Source organism: Microbispora sp. H10836, from assembly GCF_012999525.1.
Taxonomy (GTDB): domain Bacteria; phylum Actinomycetota; class Actinomycetes; order Streptosporangiales; family Streptosporangiaceae; genus Microbispora.
In genome coordinates this window covers 36732-61115 of sequence record NZ_JABBWU010000034.1, presented here as the reverse complement: position 1 = coordinate 61115, position 24384 = coordinate 36732, and the positions used below count along the sequence as shown (strand labels likewise).

Sequence of the window (24384 nt, the reverse complement as noted above, 5' to 3'; positions counted from 1 at the left end):
TGACCCGAACGCCCCGGGCGCCCTCCACACGCCGGTGCGGCAGCATGGCGGGGTGGGCAAAGGATCACAGCTGTGGCGTGACCGGAACTTCGCCGTCTTCTGGGGATCCCAGACGCTGTCGGTCGCGGGGGACTCGTTCGCCCTGATCGCCGTCCCGCTGCTCGTACTGCACGTGACCGGGTCGGTCGCGCAGATGGGCCTGCTGACGGGCCTGGCGAGCGCCGCCTCGGTGGTGGCGGGGGTCTTCGCCGGGGTCCTGGTCGACCGGCTCGACCGCAGGCGCCTGCTGATCTGGTGCGACGTGGCGAGGATGGCGCTGTACGGGATCGTCCCGGTCGCCTGGGCCTTCGGGCCGAAGATCTGGCTGCTCTACGTGGTCCTGCCGCTCTGCGAGGCGATCGGCATGGTCTTCCAGGTCGCGTACGTCACGGCGGTGCGGGGGCTGGTCGACGCGGACCAGATCACCGAGGCCAACGGGCGGCTCGGTGCCACCGCCGCCGCGGCGGGGATCGGTGGCCCGCTGCTGGCCGGGGTGGTCGCGGGCTGGTTCGGCCCCACGGCCGCGATCGCGATCAACGCGGCCAGCTTCGGGGTCTCCGCGCTGGGCGTCCTGTCGATCCGGCTCAGGCGGCAGCCGTCGTCCGTGCCGGACGAGGAGCGCGGGTCCTGGCGCGAACTGCTCGCCGGAGCGCGCTTCCTGTGGCGGCAGCCGGTGCTGCGCGCTCTGACCGTCCTGCTGTCGTTCTTCATCTTCCTGACCCTCGGGCTGACCGACGTGCTGATCTACCACCTCAAGCACGACCTCGGCCAGGCCGACGGCGCGGTGGGAGCGGTGCTCGCGATCGGCGCGCTGGGCACCGTCGCCGGTTCGCTCCTCGTCGGTTTCGTACGCAGGAGGCTGGGGTTCGGCGCGTCATGGATCGGGGCGATCTCGCTCGCCGGGCTCGCCGTCGCGGGACTCGGCCTGTCCACCCGGGTCCCGGCGGCCGCGGCGACGGCCGCCGTCTATCTCGCCTGTGTCAGCGTGGCCGGGATCTGCTCGATGTCGCTGCGCCAGCAGGTCACGCCCGACCACCTGCTGGGCAGGGTCACCGCAGCCTTCTGGACGATTCACTTCTCGCTGGGCCCCGCGGGGGCGGCCGTGCTGACCTGGGGCGCGCAGCACCACGGCGTCGCGGTGGTGTGCCTGCTGGCCGGGGTGGCCTGCCTGCTGATCGCGGTCGCCGCGTTCTTCACGCCCATCCGCCGGCAGAACCCCGAGCTGTCCGGCGCCGCCGGCTGACGCGTCAGGTCCCGCGGCGCGGCGCGGGCGGCACCCAGTCGACCAGGCGGCGGACCAGGGCCACCGCGCTCGCCAGCGTCTCCCGCTCGGAGGAGGACAGCCTGTCCTCGATCGCCTCGGCGAGCCAGTCGGCCCGCCGGTCGCGTATCTGCTCCAGGGTGGCGAGCCCTGCCGCGGTCAGCGAGACGGGGGCCTTGCGGCCGTCGACGGGATGCGTGCCGCGTTCGGCGAGCCCCTGTTCGATGAGCTGGCCGACAGTGCGGGCCATCGACTGCGGGCGCACCCGCCGGGCGGCGGCGAGCTCACTGGTGGTCATCGGGCCCTGCCGGCCGAGCAGGCCGATCACCGCGGTGACCCCCGGTGGCATCGGGTCGTCCTCACGCACCCGTCTGACCAGCTGCCCGACCACGAGCCTCAGCTCGGCGGCGACCTCGGAGGCGTCACTCATGGGCTCAGCGTAACCGAGATGCACAGCCCTGCTGCGCATTGTCTTGAAGCATGGCTGTACAGTTTGGCTGTCTATCTGCGAAGGAGCTCATATGCCCGTGACATTGCTCGACGACCGTACGGCCGTCGTCCTGATCGACCTGCAGAAGGGGATTACCGCCCTGCCCACCGTGCATCCGGCGGCCGGGGTGGCCGCCAACGCCGCACGCCTGGCAGGAGCCGCCCGTGAGCGGGGCCTTCCCGTCGTCCGGGTGCGGGTGGCGTTCTCCGCCGATGGCGGTGACGTGGTGCGGGCCCGGACGGACGCGCCCGGGCCCGCGATCACACCCGCGCCGGACTTCGCCGAGTACGACGAACGTGTCCCAGGCGGGCCGACGGACATCCTGATCACCAAACGGGGCTGGGACGCCTTCCACGGCACCGAACTCGATCTGCAACTGCGCCGAAGGAAGATCACGGGGATCGTGCTGGCGGGGATCTCCACCAGCATCGGTGTGGAGTCCACCGCGCGCGGCGCCCGGGAGCGGGGCTACGAGATCGCGGTGGCCTCCGACGCGGTCACCGATCTGGTCGCCTCGGCCCACGAGAACGCCCTCAGGGTGATCTTGCCGCGAATCGCGCAGATCGACACGACCGAGGCCATCCTCGCCGCTTTCGCCTGACCTGTCAGCGGGCCGGGCCGAAGGCGGAGGCCAGCGCCGCACGCAGGGTGTCGAGCTCCTTCACATCCGGGTTGGGGGAGTCGGACGCCCAGGCCACGTAGCAGTCCGGGCGCAGCAGCAGCGCGGTGAGGAGGCCTTCCCGGCTCGGCTTCGCGGTGACGAGGTCCACGCGGTCGTGCCGGCCGTGAAGTGCCCCGGCCAGCGCGGCGCCGGGCGTCAGGTCGAGGAGCAGCGGCCGGGCGGTCCTGGTCAGCTCGGCGAGCCGTACGGAGCCGGTCTCCGTCTCCAGTACGAGGTCGGGGGCGGGGCGCCCGATGAGGGGGTGGGTCCCGTCGAGGTCATACCTGATGTCGGCGCCGGACATCATGTCCGCGATGTGCTTGACGGTGCGCTCGTCGCGCAGCAGCTCGCCGAACAGGGCGCGCAGCGCGGTCACCTCCGGCCCGGGAGCGATCAGCGCGGACTGCGCCTGCGTATGCATGACGACGCGTTCCGCGGCCGGGCGCCGCTCGGTCTCGTAGCTGTCGAGCAGGTCGGGCGGAGCCCAGCCGTGGATCTCGGCGGCGAGCTTCCAGCCCAGGTTGATCGCGTCCTGGAGGCCCAGGTTGAGGCCGGGGCCGCCGATCGCGCTGTGCACGTGCGCGGCGTCGCCCAGCAGCAGCACCCTGTTGTCCCGGAAGCGTTCGGCCAGGCGGGTGTTTCCGCCGGTCAGACGGCGCAGCTGGTGCGGGCCCTCGCCCTCGGGCGGGCCGAACGGCAGGTCGGCGCCGAGCACGCGGCGGATGCTCTGGCGTAGCTCGTCCAGGCTCATCGGCTGGTCGCCGCCGTCCTGGTGCCACTCGGTGGTGTTGACGAGCGTCCCCGTGGGGAACGGCGCGTACACGAACAGACCGTGGTCGGTGCGGTGGTGCATGAACGGGGGGATCGGTCCGTAGCCGGGCACGTTCAGCCCGCCGGTGACGGGATCGATCAGCTCGGCGGGCACGGTGACGTGCGCGCCGCGCGAGACGGAGTCGTCCCTGGTCACTCCCGGAAAGCCGATGCCGCACAGCTTGCGGGTGACGCTGTGCCCGCCGTCCGCGCCCACGAGGTAGCGGGTGCGCAGCCGATAGCCGCCTTCCGGCCCGGCGATCTCCGCGGTGACGCCGTCGGCGTCCTGGGAGAGCCCGGTCAGCTCGTGACCCCGGCGGATCTCCACGCCGAGTTCGCGCGCGCGCTCCTCCAGCGCCTGCTCGATCCGCCGCTGCGGCACCGGCAGGCCGTACATCGGGTTGTCGTCGAGCCGGCTCAGGTCGAGGGGCATGGCGCCGAACACGAAGGCCGCGCTCGGCCGGGGCGGCTCGGCGCTGCCGCTCAGGCGTTCGTACAGGCCGCGGCGGTCGAGGGCCCGGACGACCTGGCCCACCAGTCCGTTGGCCCGGTTCACCTCGGTACGCCCGGGCAGGCGTTCCAGCACGATCGGCCGCACTCCGGCGAGCCTCAGCTCGCAGGCGAGCATCAGCCCGTTCGGTCCGGCTCCGGCGATCACGACGTCTTCGGTCATGGTGCTCCTCCTTGGCGGTTCGAGCAGGGCACTTGCGAATGAGAGATGGCAGGGTGAACTCGCGGCACGCCGAACCCTCGATGTGGCGGACTCGCGGCAGGCCGGATTCTCGGCATGGCGAGTGCAAGGGCCGGCGCCGGGCTGCCGTGGCGACGGCGTCAGGGTGTGCGAGGCCGCGCGGCGTGCCGGCGCGGCACGTCACACGACGAGTCGTCGGGCTCCCCCGAGGGGATGTCCGTCTGTCAGGGCTCGGGCAGTCCGGCGGCGAGCCGGCCGAGGGCGTCCTCGATGAGCGGCCGGATGGGAACCGGAGGATCGGATCGCAGGTAGTGGTCCATCGCCACCCTGATCGCGGCCCCGGCCGCGCCCGCCACCAGGCGCGGGTAGAGGTCGCGGGCGACGTCGGTGCCGGTCCGTTCGGCGATGGCCCCGGCCAGTTCGTCCTCGGCGATGGCGTCGGCCTTGAGCATCTCGCCCTGCAGCGAGGGCTCACTGATCATGAGCCGGATGCCGGTCTGCCACTGCTGGTCCGGCTGCCCGGTGCCGTAGCTCTCACCCAAGGCGAGCTGGGTCAGCACGGAGACCTTGATGGCCTCCCACAGGGGCTCCGACGCCGGGCGGCGGCGCAGCTCCTGCGCGATCAGCCGGGCGCGGTCGAGGTGTCTGGCGGCGATCGCCTCGCCCTTGCTGGAGAAGTAGTTGTTGAAGGTTCGCGGCGCGACGCCCGCCGCCGCCGCGATGTCCTCCACGCGTACGTTCTCCAGCCCACGCTCCACTGTGAGCCGGATCGCCGCCCAGCTCAGCGCGGTGCGCGTCTCGTGCTTCTTGCGCTCGCGCAGTCCCGGACGCTCGCCTTCCCCGCTCACATGGACCACCATACAGCTACTTGCGCGTCACGCAAAGATGCGTGAGGCGTAAATTTGCGTGAGGCGCACTTTTGTCGGGTGCCGGGTGGCGGCGCGTCAGTCGCGGGCGCCGGCCAGGCGGACGAACTCCTCGAGCGAGAACCGGCCGTCGGCGTCCACGTCGGCGTCCCGGTCGAGCGCGCCGATCGCCTCCGGCGGCAGGCCGGGGAAGTGCGACAGCAGCTCGGCCTCGGTGATGAAGCCGTCGCCGTCGCCGTCGATCGCGTCGAATTCGCGCTTGAGGGCCTCGAACCGCTCGTGGCTGAGCTCCTGAGTCACAACGACCTGCCTTCACACGGGGGACGACACCAGACAACCTATGTCGTACGCCGCGAAAGATCGATGGCAGGCCTGCGGGAGGGAACCGATCGCCGTGTGCGGTTCATCGCGACGCCGCGCCGGCCCCGGGAACACCGATCCCCGGGAACACCGATCCCCGGGAACACCGATCCCCGGGAACACCGATCCCCGGGAACACCGATCCCCGGGAACACCGATCCCCGGGAACACCGATCCCCGGGATCGCCGGCCCCCGTCCGGAGACCATGGCGGAGGCGGCCGGGCCCCTCGGCGCCCGCCACCCGTCCAAGTGACCTCTCAGACGGCTCCAAGTGACCACTCCGAGACTGTGCGACCTGAACGCAGAAGGAGGACAGTCAGATGAAAGTCGCACTGGTCACGGGATCGGGACGCGGAATCGGCAGGGAAATCGCGCGGCAGCTCGCCGGGCACGGCATGACGGTGTTCGCCGGGGTGCGCGACGAGAGCCACGCCCCCGAAGGCACCCGTCCCGTGCTGCTCGACGTCACTGACGACGCGATGGTCGGGAACGCGGCCAAGCTCGTCGGAGAGGAGTTCGGGCGGCTCGACGTGCTGGTCAACAACGCCGCGATCTGCGGCGACTACGGCGTCAGCCCGGCGGACGCGACGGCGGACCACATGCGCGCCACCTACGAGGTGGGCGTGTTCGGGGTCGTCACCGTCACCCGCGCGATGATCCCGCTGCTGCGGGCGGCCGGCGAGGCCAGGGTCGTCAACATGACCACCCGGCTGGCCTCTCTCACCCTCACCCAGGCGAAGGACGACTTCAACGTGGGGTGGGCGATGCTGGCCTACAACTCGGCGAAGAGCGCGCTCAACGCGCTCACCGTGCTCTACGCGAACGAGCTGGCCGGCTCGGGCATCCTCGTCAACGCGGTGGACCCCGGTCACTGCGCCACCGACCTGACCGGCCACACCGGCACCCGTACGGCGGCCGAGGGCGCGGCGGTGGCCGTGCGGATGGCGACCCTGCCGTCCGGCGGCCCCACCGGCACGTTCAGCTCGGCGGAGGGCGCGATCCCCTGGTAGATCCTCCGCCCAGGAGGGTCGCGAGGGTCACGTCGTAGCGCGGACCACCAGGCGCGTGGGGAGGACGACGGGGCTGGTGTGACGACCGTCGAGGCGGGACAGGAGCAGCCGCGCCAGGGCCAGGGCCTGGTCCGCGGCGGGCACCCGGACGGTGGTGAGCGGCGGGGTCGTGCAGGAGGCGGCGTGGATGTCGCCGAAGCCGACGACCGCCAGATCCTCCGGCACCCGCAGTCCCCTCTCGCGCGCCGCCTCCATGGCGCCGATCGCCAGCTCGTCCGAGGTGGCGAACACCGCGTCGAGATCCTGGTCACCGGACAGGAGCTCGCGGGCCGCGGCGGCGCCCGACGCGCCGTCCAGGCCGGCGAGCGCGATCACCGGCCGCAGTCCGTCCTCGTGGAGCGTGGCCAGGTGCCCGTTGAGACGGTCCTGTACGGCGACGAGGTCCATGGGGCCGCAGATCACGCCGATGCGGCGGCGACCCCGGTCGAGGAGGTGCCGGGTGGCCGCCTTCGCGCCGCCGGCGTTGTCCACGTCCACGTGCGGCACGAGGGAGGCGATCACGGGCTTGCCGAGCAGCACGACCGGCACCCCGGTGCGGGCGAGCCGCTCGGTGAGCGTGTCCGGGCCGTCCGGAGGGACGAGCACGACCCCGTCGACCTGCCGCGCCTCGACGTGCCGGATGATGCGCCGATGGCTTTCGGCCGTGTCGGCGAGCATGAGGGTGATCTGCTTGCCGGCTCCTTCGAGGACGCTGGTGACGTACTGGACGACGGCGGAGGTGAGCGCCTCGCCGCCGTGCCGGGGGACCGACAGGACGAGCGCGACCGAGTCGGTCCGCCGGGTGACGAGGCTCCTGGCGGCGGCGTTGGGCACGTAGCCCAGCTCCTGCACGGCGCGCAGCACCGCGGCGCGCACCTCGGGGCTGACCCGCGCGTCCCCGTTCACGACCCGCGAGACCGTGGCCCTGGAGACGCCCGCGCGAGCGGCGACGGTCTCGAGCGTGGGCCGCTTCGGCCGCTCCGCGCCGAGCCCGTTGCGCTTGATGACGTCGCGATACCACAGCGCGCTGTCCTTGAGCAGCCGCCGCTGCGTGGTGAAGTCGACGTGGACGATGCCGAACTTGCGCCGGTAGCCGTCCGCCCATTCGACGCAGTCGAGCAGCGACCACAGCAGATAGCCGCGGACCCGGGCGCCCTCGTCGATCGAGGTCCGCAGGGCCCGCAGGTGCTCCTCGACGAAGCTGATCCGGTCGACGTCGTGGATGCCGTCGCTTGTCACGACGTCCTCGAAGTCGGCGCCGTTCTCCGTGATCATCAGCTCGGTCTCGGGGTAGTCCTCGGACAGGCGCCGCAGGACCAGGGACAGGCCGTTCGGCATGATGGGCCAGCCCATCGCGGTGACGGCCGTGGGCACACTGCTGAACAGAACGCCCTCGCTGCCCGGGAAGGCCGGGTCGGCCGCGGCGCTGGGCTGGGCCTGCACCGTGATGGGCGTGTAGTAGTTGACCCCCACCAAGTCGACGGGCCGTCCGATGAGGTCGAGGTCCCCGTCGCGGATGTGGCCGAGCCCGGCGGTCCTATCGATGACAGGCAGCAGCTCGGCGGGGTAGCGGCCACGCAGCACCGGCTCCAGGAACTGCCGGTTGTGCAGGGTGTCGATCCTCGCCGCCGCCTCGGCGTCCTCCTCGGGGACGTCGGTGGACATGTCCCCGAGCTGAGCGGGAGTGAGGACGGGGGAGAGGTTCAGCACGATGCCGGCTCTGGCGGCGCCCCCCGCGCGCAGCGCCTCCAGGCTCAGCCCGTGCGCGAGCAGCATGTGGTGGGCGCCCACGAAGGCGTCGGCCGCCGACCGCAGGCCCGGGGCGTGCACCCCTGAGGCGTGGCCGAGGAAGGCGGCCACCCACGGCTCGTTGAAGGTGAACCAGGTGTCCACCCGGTCGCCGATCCTGTCGTACACGACGCGGGCGTAGTCGGCGAAGTGGCCGGCGGTGTCGCGTGAGGTCCACCCCCCGGCGTCCTGCAGCGCCCGCGGCAGGTCCCAGTGGTACAGCGTGGCGTACGGCGCGATGCCCGCCTCCAGCAGCTCGTCCACGAGCCTGTCGTAGAAGTCGAGCCCCGGGCCGTTGACGCGGCCGTACCCCTCGGGCAGCACGCGTGGCCAGCTGACGGAGAACCGGTAGGCGGCGATGCCCAGGTCCTGCATCAGCCGGACGTCCTCGGCGTGGCGCAGGTAGTGGTCGCAGGCCGGGTCGCCGTATCCCCCGCCCGCGAAGGCGTCCCAGATCGAGGGGCCCCGGCCGTCGCGGTCGGTGGCGCCCTCGATCTGGAACGCGGACGTGGACACTCCCCAGACGAAACCCTCTGGGAACAACGCGGTGCGCATCTACGCGAAACCCCCGGTGACTCGGTGAGCGCTCAGTCTGCCGCCTCGCGTGCCGGAATCGCCACTCAGAGGGCCGCCGTGGGCCCCGGCCGCGTGAGGCGCGAGTCTGGACGGCCGACGAGGCGGCCGCCCGGTCGCGGGAGCCGTACGCGGAGGACGCCGGCGTGACGCGGACCGGATGCGATGTGACGCGCCCGGCGCGGCGCAGGCGGGGTTCGCGCGGGTCGTCGGCACATAATGAAGCGCGATGGATACGGGGAGTGGCCAACGCGCCGATCGGGGGATCGACGTCAGCGTCGTCGTCCCGGCGTACAACCGCCGGGCGTCACTCGACCGTTGCCTCACCTCGCTGCTCGTGCAGCGGGTCGCCAAAGAGATCATCGTGGTCGACGGCGGCTCACGGGACGGAACCCCGGCACTCCTCGACCTCTACGCCGCGCACCATCCCCGGCTGATCACCGTGATGCGGGACGCCCAGCCCGGCACGCCCGGAGGCGCTCGCAACCGCGGACTCGAACGGGCGGCCGGGCGGTACGTCTTCTTCTGCGACGCCGGGGACCACCTCGCCTCCGACGCGCTGGCCCGCCTGGTCGCCACGGCCGACCGGACCGGCGCCGACGTCGTCGTGGGGAGGATCGCCGGTGCGCGTCAGGGGCTGCGGGACAGCGCCGACAAGGCCTCCTTAACCGCCGTCTACGATGATTTGTCCTGTTTCAAGCTCTTCCGCCGGGACTTTCTCGATCGGCACGCCATCCGCTTCGACGAGACGCACCGGCGTGGCGAGGACATGACCTTCGCCGTCCACGCGTACTGCCATGCCCGGGTGATCTCCGTGGTCGCGGACCGGGACTGCTACCACGCCGAGGGCGGGAACGAGGCGTCCGCGCGCGATCCGCTCGGCTGGCTGCGCGTGGTCCGCACGCCCATCGAGGTCATGGCGCGGCACGTGCCGCCCGGCGCGCTGCGCGACCGCCTGCTCCTGCGGCACCTGCGCCGTGACGTGCTCGCCCAGCTCGGGGCGCCGTTCCTGGCCGCGTGCGAGGCCCATCGCGAGAAGATCGCCGTCGAGGTCGCCGACATCTGCGGGCAGTGGCTGACGCCGGGGGTACGCGCCCATCTCGACGGCGTGGACGCCGCCCGCGTCGCCGCGCTCGACGATCCCGACCGGCTCGTACGGCTCGCGCGCGTCGAGGCCGCGCCGCTGCGGCACCGGCTGACCGGCGTCGAGTGGCGGGGCGACCACCTGGTGATCGAAGGGTGGGCCGCCCTCGCCGGTCTGGACATATCCCCGCCGGAGACCACCGTGGGCCTGGTGCTGCGCGAACGCCTGACGCGTGCGGAGCGCGTGCCCCGCGTGACCCGCGGCGGAACCGGAGCCGCCGGATCCTTCACGGCCGTGGTCGACGCGGCCGCACTGCCGACGGGAGTGTGGGACGTCCACGTCGCCGTCGAGTGCGAGGGCGCGCGCAGGCTGGCCCGGCTCGGCTCACGCCGCGACGACGGAGCCGGCGTTCCCGCCGCCCACCTGGTCGGCGGGGTCGTCGCGGTGCCCTTCCTGACCCGGTCCCAGGGCCACCTCGGTCTCGACGTCGGGGGGCACGTCGTGCGGGTCCCCGCGGCCGTACGGCTGACGCGGGCGTGGTGGCGGGGCAGGCGGCTGCGGGTCGAGGGCCGGGCGAGGGTGGGCGACGAGGCCGCCGCCGGGGCCGTACGTCACCTGATCTGGCGCGAGCGGACGACGGGGCGGGAGCACCGCGAGAGGGCTGTGGCGTCCGGGCCGGGGGAGTTCACGGCCGAGACGGCCGGCCTGCCGCCCGGCACGTGGGACGCCTACCTCGAACTCGACCTCGGCGGCCCTTCGGTGCGTTTTCCGGTCAAGGTCGCCGACGCGGACACGCTCGACCGGCCGCTGCGGTGGTGGCGCGGCCCGCTGCCATGGGACACGGCGTCCCGGGACCCGCGGGGTCCGTTGGGGTGGGTCCCCGCGCAATGGACGGTCCGGCCGTACGCCACGGCGGTCAACCGGCGGCTCAGCGTGTCGGTGCGCGTGGCCACCCCGCTTACGGTGGCCAGACGGATGGTCAGGGCCCTGCGGCATGGCTAATTGCGAATCATTTGCAACTACAACTCGGTGCCCTAAAGTGGGAGGGGATTCGCCCGTTTCGAAGGGGTTATAGCCGTGCACGTGCCCGATGGGTTCTTTGACGTCCCCGTGTCCGTCGGCGCCGGGGTCTTCGCGGCCGCCGGGGTGGCCGTGTGCCTGCGGGGCGCCAAACGGGAGCTCGACGACCGCACCGCCCCCATGGCGGGTCTGGTGGCCGCGTTCGTCTTCGCGGCGCAGATGCTCAACTTCCCCGTCGCGGCGGGCACCAGCGGCCACCTGCTCGGCGGGGCGCTGGCGGCGATACTCGTCGGGCCGTACACCGCCGTGTTGTGCGTCGCGGTCGTGCTGCTCGTGCAGGCGTTCTTCTTCGCCGACGGCGGGCTGACCGCGCTGGGCGTCAACATCACGCTGATGGCGATCGTGACCGCGGTCGTCGGCTGGGCGGTGTTCCGGCTGATCACCCGGGGCGCGCCGCGCGGGCGGGCGACGCTGGTGGCCGCGTCGTTCGTGGCGGCGCTGGTCTCCGTCCCGGCGGCGGCGCTCGTGTTCACGGTCCTGTTCTGGCTCGGCGGCACCGCGCCGATCGAGCTGGGCTCGGTGGCCGCCGCGATGGGCGGCGTGCACCTGCTCATCGGGCTCGGCGAGGGCTTCATCACCGCGCTCACCGTGAGCAGCGTGCTGGCCGTCCGCCCCGACCTCGTGTACGGCGCGCGCGGAATGGCCAGGGCGCTGACGCTGCGGACCGCCGAGGGGGAGGTCCAGGTGGGCCAGGCGGCCCCGGAGGCTCCCCCGGCCGGGATCGGCCTGCGTCCTGTGCTGGTGGGCGGTGCGCTCGTGGCCGTGCTGCTGGCCGGTGTCTTCTCGTTCTACGCCTCCGGCGACCCCGACGGGCTGGAGAAGGTGGCGGCCGACAAGGGCCTGAGCGCGCAGGAGAAGCCGCACGCTGTGGAGAACGGTCCGCTGGCCGACTACGCCGTCAAGGGCGTGGAGGACCAGCGGCTGTCCGGCGGCCTGGCCGGGGTGGCGGGCGTCGCACTGACGGTCGCGGCCGGGGGCGGCGTGTTCTACGTCATCCGCCGGCGGCGGCGCCTGACCGACGGGATGACTCCCGCGAACGCGCAGTGAGCGCACGGCGCCCGGGTGAGGACGCCGCGTGAGCGCCGAGCCCGGCACCCCCGGCGAGCCCGATGAGCCGCCCGTGAGCGCCCGTGCCCGCCCTGGGCGGGCACGGGCGGCGTGGGTCGGCGATGATGGCTCTGTGAGTGCGAAGTGAGCGCCGGGCACCATCACCCGATCTACCGGCCCGCCGACACGCCCGTCCACCGCCTGCCGCCCCAGTGCAAGCTGGCGGCGGTCGTCGCGTTCGCGGTATTCGTGGTCGCCACCCCGCGTGAGCGCTTCTGGGCGTTCGCCGTCGACGCGCTGCTGCTGGCCGCCGTCGCGGCAGCCGCCCGGGTGCCGGCCGGCGTGATCGCCCGGCGCATGGTCATCGAGGTGCCGTTCGTGCTGTTCGCGCTGGCGATTCCGGTGATCGGCACGGGCGAGCGGGTCCAGGTGCTCGGTCTGTCGCTGAGCGCCCCGGGCCTGTGGGCCGCCTGGAACATCCTGGCCAAGGCAACGCTGGGCGTGGTCGCCTCGATCCTGCTCGCGGCCACGACCGAGCCCCGGATGATGCTGCTCGGCGCCGAACGGCTGCGGCTGCCCCGGCTGCTCGTGCAGATCGCGACGTTCATGCTGCGCTACCTCGACGTGATCCTCGACCAGATGCGGCGCATGCGGATCGCCAGGGAGTCGCGGGGGTTCGTCGCGCGGGACCTCAGGCAGGCCCCCGTGCTGGCGAAGTCGGCGGGCGCCCTGTTCATCCGCTCGTACGAGCGAGGGGAGCGGGTCCATCTCGCCATGCTGAGCCGGGGATACACGGGCGAGATGCCGACGATTAGGGATATATCGGCAACTGGGCGAGACTGGGCGATGGCGGGCATGCTTCCGTGTCTCGCCGCGGCGACGGCCCTACTGGCGTGGAGCACGACGTGACCTCCGGCAGCCCTTCTCTCACGGTGAGCAGGCTCGCGTACGCCTATCCCGACGGGACACAGGCGTTGTACGGCGTGGACCTGACGATCGAGCGGGGAGAGCGGGTCGCCCTGCTCGGCCCGAACGGCGCGGGCAAGACGACGCTCGTCATGCACCTCAACGGCATCCTCACGCCGGGGCACGGGACAGTGGAGGTGGCCGGGCTTCCGGTGCGTGCGGACACCCTGCGGGAGATCCGCCGCCGGGTTGGGCTGGTGTTCCAGGATCCGGACGACCAGCTCTTCATGCCGACCGTGCGAGAGGACGTCGCGTTCGGCCCTGCCAACCTCGGGCTGCGCGGCGCGGCACTCGACCGCCGCGTGCGGGACGCGCTGGAGCGGGTCGGCATGCTGGACGCGATCGACAGGCCGCCCCACCACCTGTCCTTCGGCCAGCGCCGCCGGGTGGCCGTGGCCACCGTGCTGGCGATGGAACCGGAGATCCTCGTCCTCGACGAGCCGTCGTCCAACCTCGACCCCGCGTCCCGCCGCGAGCTGGCCGAGATCCTCAAGAGCCTGGACGTGACCGTGCTGATGGTCACCCACGACCTGCCGTACGCGCTGGAACTATGTGAGCGTTCGCTCGTCATGTCCGAGGGGGTGATCGCCGCCGATGGAGCGACGAATGTCCTGCTCTCCGACGAGCGGTTGCTCACGGCGCACCGGCTCGAACTCCCTTACGGGTTCGCCGTCCCTGCTCAGCCGGGGTGATGGATAAGTAAAGTGGGCCGGAGCTGAGGAGGTCCCGACGATGAAGCTGCGGCTCGCGCGCCAATCGCTCTCCAATGCCGTCGTGGTGGCTGTGGAGGGGGAGCTCGACCTGTTCACGGCTCCGTTCCTGCGTGACGAGATCCGCGACGCCATACGCGACGACGGCCCGACACTCGTGCTCGACCTCGGCGAGCTGTCGTTCATGGATTCCAGCGGGCTGAGCGTGCTCATCGAGGCATGGCGGCTGGCCACCAGCGAGGGCGGCACGGTGTCTCTCGCCTCGCCGCAGCCGCCGGTGGCCCGCATCCTGCGCACGACCGGCCTGGACCGGCGGATCAAGGTCTACCCCGACGTCGATACCGCGATTTTGCAGCACCCCGAGTAGAACTTCATTCGGTTCGCGCGTTAAGGTCCGGCTATGGATCTGAACGGAGCAGCAGCAATCATCTCGGGCGGTGCGAGCGGCCTCGGCGAGGCCTCGGCCCGCGAGTTGGCCCGCGTCGGCGCGACCGTGGTCGTGGCCGACCTCAACGCGGAGCGCGGCAAGGCGCTGGCCGACGAGCTCGGCGGTGTGTTCGCCCACACCGACGTGTCCGACGAGGCGTCGGTGCAGGCCGCGGTCGAGGCGGCGGTCGCCACCGGCAAGCCGTTGCGCGCCGTGATCAGCAGCGCCGGCATCGGCTGGGCGCAGCGCACCGTCGGCCGGGACGGCTCCCCGCACGACCTGGCGTCCTACCGCAAGGTGATCGACGTCAACCTGATCGGCACCTTCAACCTCATGCGCATCGGCGCCGCGGCCATGGCCCAGACCGAGCCGGTTGACGAGGACGGCGCCCGTGGCGTCGTCATCAACACCGCGTCGGTCGCCGGCATCGAGGGCCAGACGGGCCAGGTGGCGTACTCGGCGTCGAAGGGCGGCATCATCGGCATGACCCTGCCCGCGGCCCGCGACCTCGCGGCCGTCGGCGTCCGCGTGCTGACCATCGCGCCGGGCATCATCGACACCCCCATCTACGGGAAGATCGGGGACAAGAACGCCGAGGAGTTCAAGGCCAAGCTCATCGGGCCGGTGGCGTTCCCGAAGCGGCTCGGCAAGGCCTCCGAGTTCGGCCACCTGGTCCGCGCGCTGATCGAGAACGACTACATGAACGGCGAGGTCATCCGTTTCGACGGCGGCATCCGCTTCCAGCCCAAGTAAGCCGAGTGAGGTCAGGTGTCCGAGGTCAACTCCGGGCCGGCCGCTGAGCCGGACGAGGTACTCGTAGAGATCGTCGACGGCGGCGTGGCCGTCGTCACCATCAACCGGCCCAGGGCCAGGAACGCCGTGAACGGCGCCGTGGCGCGCGGAATCGCGGCCGCCCTGGACGAGCTGGACGAAAGCCCTGACGTGTCCGCGATCGTCCTCACCGGGGCCGGCGGCACGTTCTCGGCCGGTATGGACCTGAAGGGCTTCCTCACCGGCGACATGCCGGTGGTCGAGGGCCGGGGCTTCGGCGGCATCACCGAGGCGCCGCCGAGGAAGCCGATCCTCGCCGCGGTCGAGGGGTACGCGCTGGCCGGCGGCTTCGAGCTGGCGCTGTCCTGCGACATCATCGTCGCGTCCGAGGAGGCGAAGTTCGGCCTGCCGGAGCCCAAGCGAGGGCTGGTGGCCGGGGCGGGCGGGATCATGCGGCTGCCGCGCCGCATCCCGTACCACATCGCCATGGAGATCGCCCTCACCGGCGACCACTACCCGGCGGCCCGGCTGTACGAGCTGGGGCTGGTCAACCGCATCACGTATCCGGGCGAGGCGCTCAACGGCGCGCTCGAACTGGCCCGCACGATCGCCGCGAACGCGCCGCTGGCGCTCGCCGCGACCAAGCGGGTCATCGTCGAGTCGGCCGACTGGTCGCTCGACGAGATGTTCCGCAAGCAGGGCGAGATCGTGAGCCCGGTCTTCGTCTCGAAGGACGCGATGGAGGGTGCGGCGGCCTTCGCCGAGAAGCGCGCTCCCGTCTGGAAGGGCGAGTAGCCCCCGGCCCGCCAAGTCACCACTCGGGGCGCTCCGCGCAGTGCCTACTTGGGGCGCTCCGCGCAGGGGCGCCCCAAGTCGTGTCCGGGCGTCGTAAGCGTCGCCGTGCCGACTCGGAACAGTGTCTCTGTCCGGCTGGGACGCGTCCTAAGCCGGATGGCGGACGGCTTATCCGCCGTGATGATGACGTGCCCTCCCGTCCCGCTCATCTATGTTCCCCCGGGAAGATCACAAACTTGAGGGAACGGTGATGAGGGTGCGAACTGGCCGTAGTGCCTGGCTGGCGGTGGGGGCGGCGGCGGGGCTGCTCGTGGGCGGCGGGGGAATCGCCGTGGCTACGACGGCGACGACGTCGTCCATCGTGGCCTGCGTGGGCCCCGACGGCGTCATGCGGATGCCCCAGGCGCTGGAGGAGTCGGTCCAGGGCCGTACTGCGGACGCGCAGGTCGCCGCGCCGGTCTCCGCCGGCACGTGTCCCGTCGAGTACCGGACCGTCTCCTGGAACACCGCCGGACCCCAGGGCCCCGTCGGACCGGCCGGACCTCAGGGCCCCATCGGGCCGACCGGACCCCAGGGGGCCGAGGGAGAGACCGGTCCGCAAGGGCCCCAGGGCCAGCCCGGACCCCAGGGCCCCAAGGGGGACAAGGGCGAGCCGGGCGCCGCGTACGGGCAGACCTACATCGCCTCCGGCAATCACCTCTACGGCGACGGGACGCTGCAAGAACTCGTACGAATCCCGCAGGTGCCCGCGGGAAACTACGCCATCCAGATCGGCGTCAGCGCATACGACCTCCAGACGACTCCCACGGGCTTCGTCGTCGAGTGTGACGTCAGTACGCCCACGGGCGTCACGTCCGCGAGGCCGCAGCAGGCCGGTAACGGTGGGCCGGGATCGACCCTCACGATCGCCTACTTCGTCACCGCGAAGCTGAACGCGCCCGGTCCGGTGGTTCTCACGTGCCACGCCCTCACTGACGGCGGCATCATCCGGGTCAGCGCCGAGGGCAGGCTGATGGCGACCAGCGTGCCCGAGGTCGTCGCCTGGCCGTCCGGGAATCCGACCGCTACGCCGTCCGTTACGCCGTCCGGGAATCCGACCGCTACGCCGTCCGGGAATCCGACCGCTACGCCGTCCGGGAATCCGACCGCTACGCCGAGCGTTACGCCGTCCGGGAATCCGACCGCTACGCCGTCCGTTACGCCGTCCGGCAATCCGACCGCTACGCCGAGCGTTACGCCGTCCGCCAATCCGACCGCCACGCCGAGGCTCTGACAAGGCCGGCGGACGGCTGCGCCCGTCACGAGGCGTACGGGCGGCCTCGCTCTCGCCTCCCGCGGGCGCGAGCGAGGCGTCAGAGCGGGTCGCCGAGGGGGCCGTACTCCTCCTCCAGGACGTTCGCCCAGTGCGCGGCGAAGTCCGGTTGGGTGCCGTCCGCGTCGGTGAAGCCGTACTCCTCGTACAGCCCCCAGGTGGCCAGGGCGCGTCCGGTCTTGGCCATCACGCCGGGGTCGGCGGCCAGGGCGGCCACCGCCCGGCCCAGGTAGGCCGGCGTCTCCGAGTGGGCGAAGTGCGGGTCCTTCGCCACCGCGTCCCGCCAGTTGTCCTCGGTCACGCCGAAGTGCTCCAGCATCGCCTCCGACCGCAGGAAACCCGGGGTGACGGCGACGGCCGCCACGCCGTACGGCTTCAGCTCCGCCGCCTGGGCCACGGCCAGACGGATCACGGTGGACTTGGCGATGTCGTAGAAGAACGAGCCGCGATACCTGGCGGTGTTGCCGTCGGTGACCTCCACGACCAGTCCGCTCCGGCGGGCGACCATCAGCGGAAGCGCGAACCGGCTGGTGACGATGTGCGTCTCCACCGCCCGGCGCAGCAGCCGCAGGCCGGAGTCGAGGTCCTGCTCCCACAGGGGATGCGCCCAGTCGGTCAGCGCGTCGCCGCCCCACACGGAGTTGACCAGGACGTCGAGCCGCCCGTCCTGCTCGGTGGTGATCCGCTCGACCAGGGCGCGGACCTCCCCGGGGTCGCTGTGGTCGGTGCGTACGGCGATGCCGGTGCCGCCGGCCGCGGTGACGCGGGCGGCGCTCTCCTCGATGGTCTCGGGACGGTCCAGGTCGGAACGGCCGGCCGCGCTGCTGCGGCCGGTGACGTAGACCGTCGCGCCCGCGACCCCGAGTTCGACGGCGATGCCGCGCCCGCCGCCCCTCGTGCCTCCCGCGACGAGGGCGACTTTTCCGGCGAGCGGCCGGCTGTCGTTCATGACGTCTCCTTGGAAGGGATGTGGGGCGAAAGGAGCGCGGTCACCGCCCGCCGGAGCCGCTCCGGCAGCGTGCCCCGCCGGTCGAGGGCCCAGGTCAGACCGGTGCCGGCGATCAGCGACTGGACGGACTCGGCCAACGCGGCGGTGTCGGCGCCGGCGCGGAGCTCTCCCTCGGCCACCGCCTCGTCCAGCAGGGCCAGGATCGCCCTTCGCTGCGCCTCGTGCATGGCCAGGGCGTGCTCGTGCAGTTGCGGATCGGTGAGGTCCATGCAGAGGAACGCCAGGTGGTTGGCGAAACGCTCCGGCGTGTCCATGAGGGCCATCGACTCCTCGGCCAGCGCCAGCAGCGCCTCCAACGGGGAGGGACGCCCCTGCCGCAGCCGCTCGTGGTGCGCCTCGGACTCATGCGCCGACTGCCTCGCCAGCGCCACCAGCAGACCGCGCTTGGACCCGAACCGCTGCACGAGAGTGCCGGGGACGAGCCCCACCTCGTCGGCGACGGCGGCGAGGGTCAGTCCCGCGGGACCCACCCGGCCGATCACCTCGGCGGCCGCGCGCAGAATCACCGAATCCTCCACTCCTCGCGGGCGTCCCGCCACCAGCCCCTCCTCTTTTATAAATGCCTGTTCATTTATTAATACAGCCCGTTCGCCCCTCTCGGCAACCCGTCGGCATGATCCCCGCGTATCCGGGCAGTCCGCTCGTTCGTGAGCGGGACTGCGTACGGTGAAGCCATGAGTGATTCCGGGCCCGGGCTGCCCCCGGTGGGCAGGTCGATGCGGGAGCGGACGTCCGCGCTGCTCACCGGCGCCCTCGGCAGTGCGATTCTGATGATCGTGCTCGTCTCGGTGATGTGGGCCATCGAGATCGTGGACTACGTGGAGAACGGACGGCTCGACAGGTACGGCATCGTCGCCCATGAGCCGGACGGCCTGCCCGGGATCCTGTTCGCACCGTTCCTGCACGCCGGGTTCGGGCACCTGATGGCGAACTCGCTGCCGCTGCTCATCCTGGGGTTCCTGGCCGCCATCCGGGGGATCGGCAGGTTCCTCGCGGCGAGCCTGGTCATCATCCTGGTCAGCGGGCTGGGCGTGTGGTTCACCAGCCCGCCGGACACGCTGACGATCGGCGCGAGCGGCCTCGTCTTCGGATATTTCGGCTACGTCGTGGCCCGGGGGCTGTTCGACCGCCGGGCCCTCGACATCGTCCTCGGCGTCGTGGTCGCCGTGCTCTACTACTCGATCCTGTGGGGCGCCCTGCCCACCCAGCCGGGCGTCTCCTGGCAGGGCCACCTGTTCGGCCTCATCGGCGGCGTGATCGCCGCCTGGCTGCTGCGCCGCCGCAAGACCGTGACGACCTGACCCGCGAACGGCTCAGGAGCCCGGAGGCGGGGTGGCGGTCCCGACCTCGAACGCCGAGGGGTCGTCGACGACCCGGCAGGGCTTCACGGGCCCGTCGGTCAGCCGGCCGGAGAACTGCCAGGCGACTCCGGGACGCCTGACGTTCCGTTGCAGCGGGTTCTCGTTGATCTCGATCATGACGATCCGCCCCGGCCCGATGAAATCGGGGTGGATGGTGATGCCGTTTTCCGGCCGGATCGCCTTGCTCGACGCCAGGTTCTCCATCACCCGGCGGACGCGCGCCCGTACCGCCGGATCGTCGCTCTCCATCTCCTCCTTCGTGAAAGAGGCGTCGTCGCCCGCCACGAACGGGGCCCGCCCGTCGGCGCCGCGTAACTCCCGCGCCGCACGGCGGCGCTGTGCCAGCACCGTGTTGCGCGCCACGCCGTACAGCCAGGCGATCTCGCTGCTCCTGTCCGGACGGTGGCGCCCCCCTCGGTCGTGTGACAGAACACATCCCTGCTTGGACGGAGCGCCGCACACCGTTACAGGACCGGAAAAACGAAAAGCCGACGGCCCGGGGACCGTCGGCGAGAACGTGCGGCCGCCGGAGAGGCGGCCGCCTGTGAAACGTCAGAGACGCTCGACCACGTAGTCGACGCAGGAGGTCAGCGCCTCGACGTCGGAGGGGTCGATCGACGGGAACATCGCGATCCGCAGCTGGTTGCGGCCGAGCTTGCGGTAGGGCTCGGTGTCCACGATGCCGTTGGCCCGCAGCACCTTCGCGACCGCCGCCGCGTCCACCGCGTCGTCGAAGTCGATGGTCCCGACGACGTTGGAGCGCTGCGCCGGGTCGGCCACGAACGGGGTGGTGTACGACGTCTTGTCGGCCCAGGTGTACAGGCGCGAGGCGGAGTCGGCCGTACGGGCGGTGGTCCAGGCGAGGCCGCCCTGGGCGTTCATCCAGTCGATCTGGTCGGCCAGCAGGAACAGCGTGGCGACCGCCGGGGTGTTGTACGTCTGGTCCTTGACGGAGTTGTCGATGGCGGTCGGCAGGCTGAAGAACTCGGGGACGAACCGGCCGCTCTCGGTGATCTCCGTCACCCGGGCCAGCGCCTTTGGCGAGAACAGCGCGATCCACAGGCCGCCGTCGGAGGCGAAGCTCTTCTGCGGGGCGAAGTAGTAGACGTCGAACTCGTCGGCCGAGACCGGCAGGCCGCCCGCGCCGCTGGTGGCGTCCACCAGGACGAGCGACTCGTCGTCGCCGACGCGCTTGATCGGCATGGCGACGCCGGTGGAGGTCTCGTTGTGGGTGAGCGCGTAGACGTCCACGCCCTCCTCGGCGACCGGCAGCGGGTGGCTGCCCGGCTCCGACTTGATCACCGAGGGATCGGCGAGCCAGGGGGCCTTCTTCGCGACCGTCGCGAACTTCGAGGAGAACTCTCCGAAGTGCAGGTGCTGCGACTTCTCCCGGATCAGCCCGAAGGACGCGATGTCCCAGAACGCCGTGGTGCCGCCGTTGCCCAGCACGACCTCGTACCCCTCGGGGAGGGAGAACAGGTCGGTGAGCCCGGCGCGGACGCGGGCGACGAGGTTCTTCACCGGCTTCTGCCGGTGGGAGGTGCCCATGACCTTCGCCCCGGCGTCGGCGAGAGCGGCGAGCTGCTCGGGGCGTACCTTCGAGGGCCCGCAGCCGAAGCGGCCGTCGGCGGGCTTGATGTCAGCGGGAATCACGATGTCAGCCACGGCTTCCAGCCTAGTGAGACCTGCGGATGCTCTAGACCATGGTCCGGATGGTGAGACACCATGATCCGGTTTTGGGACCACGCGGCGCGTCGAGGACGGACGACCCCGCTCTCGGTGACACGGAAACGGCCCGCCCCGGGCAGGGGCGGACCGTCGACGGCGCGCGGGCCGGGCCCGGCGGCCTCTCGGAGCTTTTTGGGCACACCGCCGGGCCGGACCCGCGCGAGGGCTCAGACCTTGCCGACGACCTCGGCGGCGCCGGGCACCTCGTTGATCGAGCGCTGCTTCGGGCCCACGTAGTTCGCGCTGGGGCGGACCAGCCTGCCCGTGCGCTTCTGCTCCAGGATGTGGGCGGCCCAGCCGGCGGTCCGGGCGCAGGTGAACATCGAGGTGAACATGTTCGACGGCACCTCGGCGAAGTCGAGCACGACCGCGGCCCAGTACTCCACGTTGGTCGCGAGGACCCGGTCCGGCTTGCGGGCGTGCAGCTCCTCCAGCGCCGCGGTCTCCAGTGCGGCGGCGACCTCGTAGCGCGGCGCGCCCAGCTCCTTGGCCGTACGCCGCAGCACGCGGGCGCGCGGGTCCTCGGCCCGATAGACCCGGTGGCCGAAGCCCATGAGCCGCTGGCCCTTGTCCAGCTCGCTCTGGACGTACTTGCGGGCGTCGCCCATCTTCTCGACGCCCTCGATCATGTGCAGCACGCGCGCCGGAGCGCCGCCGTGCAGCGGACCCGACATCGCGCCGACCGCGCCCGACAGGGCGGCCGCCACGTCGGCGCCGGTGGAGGCGATCACGCGGGCGGTGAACGTCGAGGCGTTCATGCCGTGCTCCGCGGCCGACGTCCAGTACGCGTCGATGGCCTTCACGTGCTTCGGATCGGGCTCACCGCGCCAGCGGACCATGAAACGTTCGACGATGCTCTCGGCCTCGTCCACGCGCTTCTGCGGGACCATGGGCAGTCCCAGGCCGCGGGCCGACTGCGCGACGAACGACAGAGCGGTCACCGAGGCACGTGCGAGATCGTCGCGGGCCCGGTCGTCGTCGATGTCGAGCAGCGGCTTGAAGCCGTAGGTGGGCGCCAGCATGGCCAGCGCACTTTGTACGTCTACTCGGATGTCGCCGGAATGGACGGGAACGGGGTACGGCTCCGCCGGGGGAAGCCCCGGCTGGAACGAGTTGTCGACGAGCAGGCCCCAGACGTGTCCATAGGAGACGTTGCCTACGAGCTCTTCGATGTCGACGCCCCGGTATCGCAGGGCGCCCCCTTCTTTGTCCGGTTCCGCGATCTCGGTCTCGAACGCCACCACGCCTTCGAGCCCGGGTTTGAAGTCGGACATTCTCGGCCGCCTCCCTCTCTTGTGAAGTCCAGAGCCTTGATGTCGAGATACCGGCGGGTCAATTTAACCCTCAGCGCCCGACTGTCGCGCCCCCGGCCCTACCGAACGGGGTTCTCCCTGGTGGGGGCCACCGCTCGAGACGTATGCCGAACACGCGAGAATACCTTTCCGTGGACAGCGCATCGCACCTCCCCGGGCTCCGGCACAGTTACGAAGGTGAGCCCCTGATCGAGTCCGGCATGGCCGCCGACCCGGTGACGCAGTTCGCGCTGTGGTTCGCGGACGCCGTCGCCGCGGGCCTGCCGGAACCGAACGCCATGGTCGTCGCCACCAGCTCCGCCGGTGGCCGTCCCTCCGCCCGCACCGTCCTCCTCAAGGGGTTCGACGAGCGCGGTTTCGTCTTCTTCACCAACTACGAGTCTCGCAAGGGCCGCGACCTCGGTGAGAACCCGCGTGCCTGCCTGCTGTTCCCGTGGCATCCCATCAGGCGGCAGGTCCGCGTGGAGGGCCCCGTCGTACGGCTCCCGCGCGAGGACAGCGCCGCCTACTTCCACTCTCGTCCGTACGGCTCCCGCATCGGCGCGTGGGCCTCCCGCCAGTCGGCGGTCGTGGAGTCGAGGGAGCAACTCGACGCCAGGTTCCGGGAGCTGGCCGCCCGCTGGCCGCAGGACCCGCCGCTGCCGGACTTCTGGGGCGGCTTCCGGGTGGCGCCGGCGGAGGTCGAGTTCTGGCAGGGCCAGACCGACCGCATGCACGACCGGCTCCGCTACCGGCGGACCGGCGCGGCATGGACGCTGGAGCGCCTCGCCCCCTGAGGTCCCGCCCCGGCCGATCAGAGCAGCCCGGCCGCGACCTTGAGATCGGTGAGGAAGCCGGAGTAGGCCTCGTCCCGGTCGGGCGAGCGCAGGATCGCCGAGGGGTGGATCGTCGCCACGTAGTAGGCCCCCTCGCGCCGGGGGACCGGCTCTCCCCGATGCCTGGTGACGCGGAAGCCCGGGCCCAGCAGGGCACGGGCGGCGGTGGCTCCCAGCACCACGGTCACCTCCGGGTCCACCAGGCTCATCTCGGCCTCCAGCCAGGGCCGGCAGGCGTTGATCTCTCCCACCGTGGGCTTCTGGTGGATCCGGCGTTTGCCGCGCGGCTCGTACTTGAAGTGCTTGACCGCGTTGGTCACGTACACCGCCTCGCGCTCGATGCCGGCCTCCTCGAGCGCCTTGTCGAGCAGGCGCCCCGCGGGCCCGACGAACGGCACGCCCTCACGGTCCTCCTGGTCGCCCGGCTGCTCGCCGACCAGCATGAAACGCGCAGCGGGAACGCCCTCGCCGAAAACCGTCTGGGTGGCGGCACGGTAGAGATCACAGCCCTCGCAGTGGCGCGCGGCCTCCCTGAGAGCGGGCAGGCTGATCTCGCCCGGAAGGAATCGCTGCGCCCCGATGTTTCCCATCCTGGGTCGCTTCCCCAATAGGGTCGGCTGCGAACGCGGGGGAGGTCGTAGCATCGATTAACAAGGACTGGAGGAGCCTTGACCGCACACGGCCTGATCGACACGACGGAGATGTATCTCCGGACGATCTTCGAGCTCGAAGAGGAAGGCATCGTGCCGCTCCGCGCGCGCATCGCCGAGCGCCTGCAGCAGAGCGGCCCGACTGTCAGCCAGACGGTGGCGCGCATGGAGCGCGACGGGCTGGTGAAGGTTGAGGGGGACAGGCACCTCAGCATGACCGAACTGGGGCGCACGCTGGCCATCCGCGTCATGCGCAAGCACCGCCTCGCCGAGTGCCTGCTGACCCAGGTGATCGGCATGCCGTGGGAAGAGGTCCACATCGAGGCGTGCCGGTGGGAGCACGTCATGTCGGAGTCGGTGGAGACCCGGCTCGTGAACCTTCTGAAGAACCCTCGGGTGTGCCCGCACGGCAACCCGATTCCGGGTCTCGACGAGCTGGGGGTGCCGCAGCCCGGTTCGACCGGAGATGAGATGGTGTCACCCATGGTGACCCTCGCGGGACCGGCCCCCGTGCCCGTTGTAGTGCGCCGAATCAGCGAACAAGTGCAAAGCGACCCGGCCCTGATGCTTAAACTCAAGCAAGTTGGGATACAACCCGGACGCGAGGTGACGCTCGCGGCGAGCGACAACGGTGTAACGGTGACAGCTGATGGTGAGGTGGGGACCACGACCGCGGAACTTCCGAGGGACGTCGCCTCACACGTTTTTGTCACCAGACGATGACGGA

At 71.6% G+C, this 24384-nt stretch carries 25 protein-coding genes; 14 read left to right on the top strand and 11 right to left on the bottom strand.

Annotated features, from left to right (window positions below):
• Positions 1 to 52 precede the first annotated feature (52 nt).
• Positions 53 to 1282, top strand: coding sequence for an MFS transporter (locus tag HHX30_RS38310; RefSeq protein ID WP_211593352.1), 1230 nt, complete (start codon positions 53 to 55; stop codon positions 1280 to 1282).
• Between the two features lie 4 nt (positions 1283 to 1286).
• On the opposite strand, the gene HHX30_RS38305 is transcribed toward HHX30_RS38310, so the two are convergent.
• The gene (locus tag HHX30_RS38305; RefSeq protein WP_169988845.1) at positions 1287 to 1730 is read right to left on the bottom strand and encodes a MarR family winged helix-turn-helix transcriptional regulator; all 444 of its coding nucleotides are present in this window, start codon (positions 1728 to 1730) and stop codon (positions 1287 to 1289) included.
• A 91-nt stretch (positions 1731 to 1821) separates the two neighbouring features.
• Here HHX30_RS38305 and HHX30_RS38300 point away from each other — a divergent pair, with 91 nt between their 5' ends.
• Positions 1822 to 2391, top strand: a complete 570-nt coding sequence (locus tag HHX30_RS38300) for an isochorismatase family protein (RefSeq protein WP_169988844.1) — start codon at positions 1822 to 1824, stop codon at positions 2389 to 2391.
• Between the two features lie 4 nt (positions 2392 to 2395).
• On the opposite strand, the gene HHX30_RS38295 is transcribed toward HHX30_RS38300, so the two are convergent.
• The 3 genes from HHX30_RS38295 to HHX30_RS38285 form a co-directional block, all read right to left on the bottom strand.
• Positions 2396 to 3934, bottom strand: coding sequence for an FAD-dependent monooxygenase (locus tag HHX30_RS38295; protein ID WP_169988843.1), 1539 nt, complete (start codon positions 3932 to 3934; stop codon positions 2396 to 2398).
• A gap of 242 nt (positions 3935 to 4176) precedes the next feature.
• Positions 4177 to 4800: a TetR family transcriptional regulator gene (locus tag HHX30_RS38290; RefSeq protein ID WP_311923023.1), complete on the bottom strand. Its 624-nt coding sequence runs from the start codon at positions 4798 to 4800 to the stop codon at positions 4177 to 4179.
• 96 nt (positions 4801 to 4896) lie between these two features.
• Entirely contained in the window at positions 4897 to 5118 is a 222-nt protein-coding gene (locus tag HHX30_RS38285; RefSeq protein ID WP_169988841.1) for an EF-hand domain-containing protein, read from the bottom strand.
• A gap of 381 nt (positions 5119 to 5499) precedes the next feature.
• Here HHX30_RS38285 and HHX30_RS38280 point away from each other — a divergent pair, with 381 nt between their 5' ends.
• Positions 5500 to 6189: an SDR family NAD(P)-dependent oxidoreductase gene (locus HHX30_RS38280; RefSeq protein WP_169988840.1), complete on the top strand. Its 690-nt coding sequence runs from the start codon at positions 5500 to 5502 to the stop codon at positions 6187 to 6189.
• Positions 6190 to 6216: 27 nt separating this feature from the next.
• Here HHX30_RS38280 and HHX30_RS43575 read toward each other — a convergent pair whose 3' ends face one another.
• A complete protein-coding gene (locus HHX30_RS43575; RefSeq protein ID WP_169988839.1) occupies positions 6217 to 8571 on the bottom strand; it encodes a GH1 family beta-glucosidase in 2355 nt (784 codons plus the stop codon).
• Positions 8572 to 8818: 247 nt separating this feature from the next.
• On the opposite strand from HHX30_RS43575, the gene HHX30_RS38270 reads away from it, so the two are divergent.
• From HHX30_RS38270 to HHX30_RS43015, 8 genes are all read left to right on the top strand, one after another.
• Positions 8819 to 10675, top strand: a complete 1857-nt coding sequence (locus HHX30_RS38270; protein ID WP_169988838.1) for a glycosyltransferase family 2 protein — start codon at positions 8819 to 8821, stop codon at positions 10673 to 10675.
• Between the two features lie 81 nt (positions 10676 to 10756).
• Positions 10757 to 11800: an energy-coupling factor ABC transporter permease gene (locus HHX30_RS43570; protein ID WP_311923022.1), complete on the top strand. Its 1044-nt coding sequence runs from the start codon at positions 10757 to 10759 to the stop codon at positions 11798 to 11800.
• 144 nt (positions 11801 to 11944) lie between these two features.
• Positions 11945 to 12709 (top strand): cobalt ECF transporter T component CbiQ, encoded by a 765-nt coding sequence (gene cbiQ / locus HHX30_RS38260; RefSeq protein WP_169988836.1) that lies wholly within the window; start codon positions 11945 to 11947, stop codon positions 12707 to 12709.
• Positions 12694 to 13458 (top strand): energy-coupling factor ABC transporter ATP-binding protein, encoded by a 765-nt coding sequence (locus HHX30_RS38255; protein ID WP_169988835.1) that lies wholly within the window; start codon positions 12694 to 12696, stop codon positions 13456 to 13458. Before cbiQ ends, HHX30_RS38255 begins: the two co-directional genes overlap by 16 nt.
• Positions 13459 to 13498: 40 nt before the next feature.
• Entirely contained in the window at positions 13499 to 13843 is a 345-nt protein-coding gene (locus tag HHX30_RS38250) for an STAS domain-containing protein (protein ID WP_169988834.1), read from the top strand.
• A 33-nt stretch (positions 13844 to 13876) separates the two neighbouring features.
• Positions 13877 to 14656: an SDR family NAD(P)-dependent oxidoreductase gene (locus tag HHX30_RS38245; protein ID WP_169988833.1), complete on the top strand. Its 780-nt coding sequence runs from the start codon at positions 13877 to 13879 to the stop codon at positions 14654 to 14656.
• Between the two features lie 15 nt (positions 14657 to 14671).
• On the top strand, positions 14672 to 15469 hold the full coding sequence (locus HHX30_RS38240) for a crotonase/enoyl-CoA hydratase family protein (RefSeq protein ID WP_169988832.1): 798 nt from the start codon (positions 14672 to 14674) through the stop codon (positions 15467 to 15469).
• Between the two features lie 250 nt (positions 15470 to 15719).
• Positions 15720 to 16742, top strand: a complete 1023-nt coding sequence (locus HHX30_RS43015; RefSeq protein ID WP_283246984.1) for a hypothetical protein — start codon at positions 15720 to 15722, stop codon at positions 16740 to 16742.
• A gap of 79 nt (positions 16743 to 16821) precedes the next feature.
• Here HHX30_RS43015 and HHX30_RS38230 read toward each other — a convergent pair whose 3' ends face one another.
• Positions 16822 to 17730, bottom strand: a complete 909-nt coding sequence (locus HHX30_RS38230; protein ID WP_169988831.1) for an SDR family oxidoreductase — start codon at positions 17728 to 17730, stop codon at positions 16822 to 16824.
• Positions 17727 to 18296 carry a TetR/AcrR family transcriptional regulator gene (locus HHX30_RS38225; protein ID WP_211593350.1) on the bottom strand — a complete coding sequence of 190 codons (570 nt, stop codon included), beginning with the start codon at positions 18294 to 18296 and terminating at the stop codon, positions 17727 to 17729. The genes HHX30_RS38230 and HHX30_RS38225 overlap by 4 nt, the downstream gene beginning before the upstream one ends.
• A gap of 168 nt (positions 18297 to 18464) precedes the next feature.
• Between HHX30_RS38225 and HHX30_RS38220 the strand changes: the two genes are divergently transcribed.
• Positions 18465 to 19091, top strand: coding sequence for a rhomboid family intramembrane serine protease (locus HHX30_RS38220; RefSeq protein ID WP_169988829.1), 627 nt, complete (start codon positions 18465 to 18467; stop codon positions 19089 to 19091).
• A gap of 12 nt (positions 19092 to 19103) precedes the next feature.
• Here HHX30_RS38220 and HHX30_RS41070 read toward each other — a convergent pair whose 3' ends face one another.
• The 3 genes from HHX30_RS41070 to HHX30_RS38205 all read right to left on the bottom strand — a co-directional run bounded on the left by HHX30_RS41070 (position 19104) and on the right by HHX30_RS38205 (position 22153).
• The gene (locus HHX30_RS41070) at positions 19104 to 19514 is read right to left on the bottom strand and encodes a hypothetical protein (RefSeq protein ID WP_211593348.1); all 411 of its coding nucleotides are present in this window, start codon (positions 19512 to 19514) and stop codon (positions 19104 to 19106) included.
• A 189-nt stretch (positions 19515 to 19703) separates the two neighbouring features.
• A complete protein-coding gene (serC, locus tag HHX30_RS38210) occupies positions 19704 to 20816 on the bottom strand; it encodes a phosphoserine transaminase (RefSeq protein WP_169988828.1) in 1113 nt (370 codons plus the stop codon).
• 230 nt (positions 20817 to 21046) lie between these two features.
• On the bottom strand, positions 21047 to 22153 hold the full coding sequence (locus HHX30_RS38205) for a citrate synthase 2 (protein WP_169988827.1): 1107 nt from the start codon (positions 22151 to 22153) through the stop codon (positions 21047 to 21049).
• 170 nt (positions 22154 to 22323) lie between these two features.
• Between HHX30_RS38205 and pdxH the strand changes: the two genes are divergently transcribed.
• Entirely contained in the window at positions 22324 to 22968 is a 645-nt protein-coding gene (gene pdxH, locus HHX30_RS38200; protein ID WP_310742269.1) for a pyridoxamine 5'-phosphate oxidase, read from the top strand.
• A 17-nt stretch (positions 22969 to 22985) separates the two neighbouring features.
• On the opposite strand, the gene HHX30_RS38195 is transcribed toward pdxH, so the two are convergent.
• Positions 22986 to 23597: a UdgX family uracil-DNA binding protein gene (locus HHX30_RS38195; RefSeq protein WP_169988825.1), complete on the bottom strand. Its 612-nt coding sequence runs from the start codon at positions 23595 to 23597 to the stop codon at positions 22986 to 22988.
• A gap of 78 nt (positions 23598 to 23675) precedes the next feature.
• Between HHX30_RS38195 and HHX30_RS38190 the strand changes: the two genes are divergently transcribed.
• Positions 23676 to 24380, top strand: a complete 705-nt coding sequence (locus HHX30_RS38190) for a metal-dependent transcriptional regulator (RefSeq protein ID WP_169988824.1) — start codon at positions 23676 to 23678, stop codon at positions 24378 to 24380.
• The last annotated feature ends 4 nt before the right edge of the window (positions 24381 to 24384 follow it).